This is a genomic window from Campylobacter portucalensis, from assembly GCF_009690845.1.
Lineage (GTDB): Bacteria > Campylobacterota > Campylobacteria > Campylobacterales > Campylobacteraceae > Campylobacter_B > Campylobacter_B portucalensis.
Genome location: NZ_VWSJ01000066.1, coordinates 1 through 384, shown reverse-complemented (window position 1 = coordinate 384; position 384 = coordinate 1). Strand labels below are relative to the sequence as shown.

Below are 384 nucleotides of genomic sequence, written 5' to 3'. Positions count from 1 at the left end.
GACTCTGACGGTAAAGGCAGAGTATATCTAAATAACTCACAGCTAAGAGGCGGTAAATTTGATGAAAATCTCTCAAGCGGTAATATAGAAATTTATAAAAGTAATGACGGAAATATTACTTATGAGTATGATACAAGCTCAAAAACTTTAAAAATAAATGGACTTATTATCAATGACTTTGACAATAAAGAATTAGAAATAAATTTAACCAAAGAGTTGGTAAATGAATTTGCCATTTTAAGTGATACAACAGGTTCTATGGACGGAGCTATAAATTCGGTTAAAGCACAAGCCATAGATATAGTAAATTCAGCTTTTAAGCGAGATAAAAATGCTAGAATAGGCGTTTTTGGCTACAATGACCCAGATGTTCAAACATTTACA

1 protein-coding gene is annotated in these 384 nt (G+C 31.2%); it reads left to right on the top strand.

Annotated features, from left to right (window positions below; genetic code table 11):
• Nucleotides 1-384, top strand: a 384-nt coding sequence (locus F1B92_RS08895; RefSeq protein WP_229770997.1) for a hypothetical protein, incomplete at both ends; no start/stop codon positions are given.